This window comes from Cupriavidus sp. 05T313 (assembly GCF_056396665.1).
Genome location: NZ_JBFTLX010000443.1, coordinates 1 through 2,784 on the forward strand (window position 1 = coordinate 1; position 2,784 = coordinate 2,784).

Consider the following 2,784-nt stretch of genomic DNA (forward strand, 5'->3'; position numbering starts at 1 on the left):
CCTGAGCGCATTCCCGTTTGTCGAGACTGTCGATTGGGCGGATACCGAAAGCTCGGCGCTGCGCCTCTACGAGGCGGGCAAGTACGAGGTCGTCATCGTCGATCTGCAATTGCGGCAAGGCAATGGCATCAATGTACTTCGTGCCATGCAGAAGACCCACGCATCTGGCATCCGCATCGTGTACACCAATCACGCCCAGGTGCCCACTTACCGGCGCCAGTGCACCGAGGCCGGGGCGGACTATTTTTTCGACAAGTCGCTCGAACTTGAGCAGGTGTTCCGCGTCATCGAGGAATACGCGCAGTCGGGCGATTGAATTGTTCGCGTTCTTGTCTTGGGACGGTGGCATTGGATGACGCATCAGATCAGTCCGGCAGTACCGGTAGTCCCTATCGCGGCCATGCCGCGTCAACCTAGAGCAAGGAGAAGATCATGAGAAAGCTGATGGCGCTGTGTGCCCTGGCGGTTGTCGTCCTGGTGACCGGTTGCAACACGATGGCCGGCGCCGGCAAGGATATCGAAAAGGGCGGCGAGAAGGTGCAAGGCGCCGCCGAGAGCACCAAGCAGAAAATGTAAGGCGCGAATCGCTGCGCCCGGACGGGCACGGCAAAGCAAAAGGGGCTCCGCGGGGCCCCTTTTTGCTTTGGCTGGTCGTATTACGGCCCAGTATCCTGGCCCTGCTGGCGCGGCGCCTCGCCGCCGGGCGTGGCCGTGGGTGTGCCGGCTGGCGTGCTTGCGGCCATGCTCGCCGGGGCGACCACCGGCGTATCCGGCGGCGCACTTTCAGGCTCATGATCGCCGAAATCGTCATCTTCCTCGCGCGGCGGCGCTACGATGGCATCGGTGAGCGGCACCTCGACCCGGATGGTCACGCCCGCGCCGGCCTCCGAGCGGATGTCCAGCGTGCCGCCCAGCGCAATCACGCGCTGCTCCATGCCCAGCAGGCCGTGGTGGCCAACGCTGCGCCGCGATTCGAAGTCCGCCGGCAGCCCGCGCCCGTTGTCGCTCACGGTCAGCAGAAGCACGCCGTCGGCGCAATCCAGCGTAATGGCCACGCGCCTGGCATCGGCATACTTGCTCGCGTTGGTCAGCGACTCCTGCACGATACGGTAAAGCGCGATGGCTGCGTCGTCGCGCAGCGGCGGCACCGCTTCGGCAAGCTGCACATCCGAGTCCCACTGGTTGCGCGCGGCGACCTCCTCCACCAACTGGCCGATGGCTTCCTTCAGGCCCAGGTTGAGCAGCACCGTGGGGCGCAGGTCTTCGATCAGGCGCCGCTTGATCTGGATGCCCTGGTCGACATGCAGCATCACGCGGGTGAGTTTTTCCGCCACGTCGGGATGGGATTCCTGTATGCGGCGGCGCACCCAGTGCATATCGAGCTTGGTGGCGGTCAGGATGGCGCCGAGTTCGTCGTGCAGCTCGCGCGCCAGCCGCGTCTTCTCGTCCTCGGTAACACGTTGCAGGTGAGAGGCCAGTGCCGATAGCTGGCGGGTGCGCGCGCGCACCATGCTGTCCAGACGCGCGCTTTCTTCTTCCAGCTCGCTGCGCGCGGCTTCCGATACCGCCATGCGCCGCGAATGCTGCAAGCCCACCACGATCAGCAGCACGATATTGATGGCGGTCAGCAGGCCAATGCCGTAACGCGACAGCGCGAGGTCGCGGTCGGCATACTCCAGGCTTTGCGACACCGATCCGGCTTCGCGCTGGAGCAGTGCCTCCAGCCCGCGCCGCGCGTTGTCCATGGTCTGCTTGCCGAAGTCGGTGCGCACCAGGTCCAGCGCCACTTCCACGTCGCGCTTGCCGTAGATCAGCGTCAGGTCCATCTCGGTCAGCTTGCGGTTGACGGCGGTAGACGCCTGCGTGAACAGCTGGAGCGCTTCCGCGTCGTCCGCGTAGCGGTTGCGCAGTGCGCTCATCAGCGCATTGATGCGGGGCAATGCCTGGTAATAGGGTTGCAGGTAGCTCTCCTTGCCTGTCAGCAGGAAGCCGCGCTGGCCCGCCTCGGCATTGACCAGCTCGCCAAGCAGTGCGGTGATCTGGCCCTGCACCTGCTGCGACTGGATCACCTGCGTATATCCCTGTCGCAAGCGGATGTTGCCCGCCTCGGAGGCGATCAGCACCACTACGGTAAGCACGATGCCGCCCGCTAGCAGCAAAGTGGAGCGCAACATTGACTGCTTGAACATTGTCGTTTCCCGAAAACGGGTGCCTGGCCGGTGGGCGTTCCCGCGCCGCGTGGCGCGGGGCGAGGTCCGGGCCAGGCATGCACCCTGTCGGCGTCGATGGAAGCACATCGACGGCCCCCGGTCAACCTGCAGTGCGCGGCCGCTGCGCGCGAGGCCGCGCCAATCCGGATCCTGTAGGAATTGGCTGACAAGGGAATCGGTGCGCCATCGGTGTCTGCGCGGCGAGGCGGTTTCTACCATGTAGCCATGACCTTGCGCGGTCTCGCGCAAGCCAGCGAGGGAAGAGGGAGAACGTCAATGCTGAAATGGGCGCTTATTTTCGCTGTGGTTTCCGTGGTCGCCGGCCTGCTTGGATTTACAGGTATCGCTGCCGGCGCCGCCGGCATTGCCAAGATCCTGTTCTTCATCTTCCTGGTGCTGTTCGTACTGTTCCTTGTCCTGGGCGTGACCGTGTTCAAAGCGGTGAAATAGCCAGGCGCCAGGTGCTGCCACTTGCCAGGCCCGCGCCGCGTGGCGCGGTAGCGCAATTCACTTAGGGAGCCATCACCATGTTGCACTACGCAGTCGTGTTCTTTGTCATCGCCCTGATTGCCGC

At 64.3% G+C, this 2,784-nt stretch carries 3 protein-coding genes and 1 pseudogene; 3 read left to right on the plus strand and 1 reads right to left on the minus strand.

All coding sequences use genetic code 11. The features are described 5' to 3' along the window. The first annotated feature begins 1 nt into the window (after window position 1). Window positions 2-316 carry a response regulator gene (locus tag AC1DKD_RS40555; protein WP_477144676.1) on the plus strand — a complete coding sequence of 105 codons (315 nt, stop codon included), beginning with the start codon at window positions 2-4 and terminating at the stop codon, window positions 314-316. A gap of 116 nt (window positions 317-432) precedes the next feature. Continuing rightward, window positions 433-576 (plus strand): entericidin A/B family lipoprotein, encoded by a 144-nt coding sequence (locus AC1DKD_RS40560; RefSeq protein ID WP_441636168.1) that lies wholly within the window; start codon window positions 433-435, stop codon window positions 574-576. A gap of 254 nt (window positions 577-830) precedes the next feature. On the opposite strand, the pseudogene AC1DKD_RS40565 reads toward AC1DKD_RS40560, so the two are convergent. Then, window positions 831-2,189 (minus strand): annotated as a pseudogene (locus tag AC1DKD_RS40565) (CHASE3 domain-containing protein); the annotation flags it as partial. Window positions 2,190-2,486: 297 nt separating this feature from the next. Between AC1DKD_RS40565 and AC1DKD_RS40570 the strand changes: the two are divergent. Further along, window positions 2,487-2,660, plus strand: a complete 174-nt coding sequence (locus AC1DKD_RS40570; protein ID WP_035859073.1) for a DUF1328 family protein — start codon at window positions 2,487-2,489, stop codon at window positions 2,658-2,660. Window positions 2,661-2,784 lie beyond the last annotated feature (124 nt).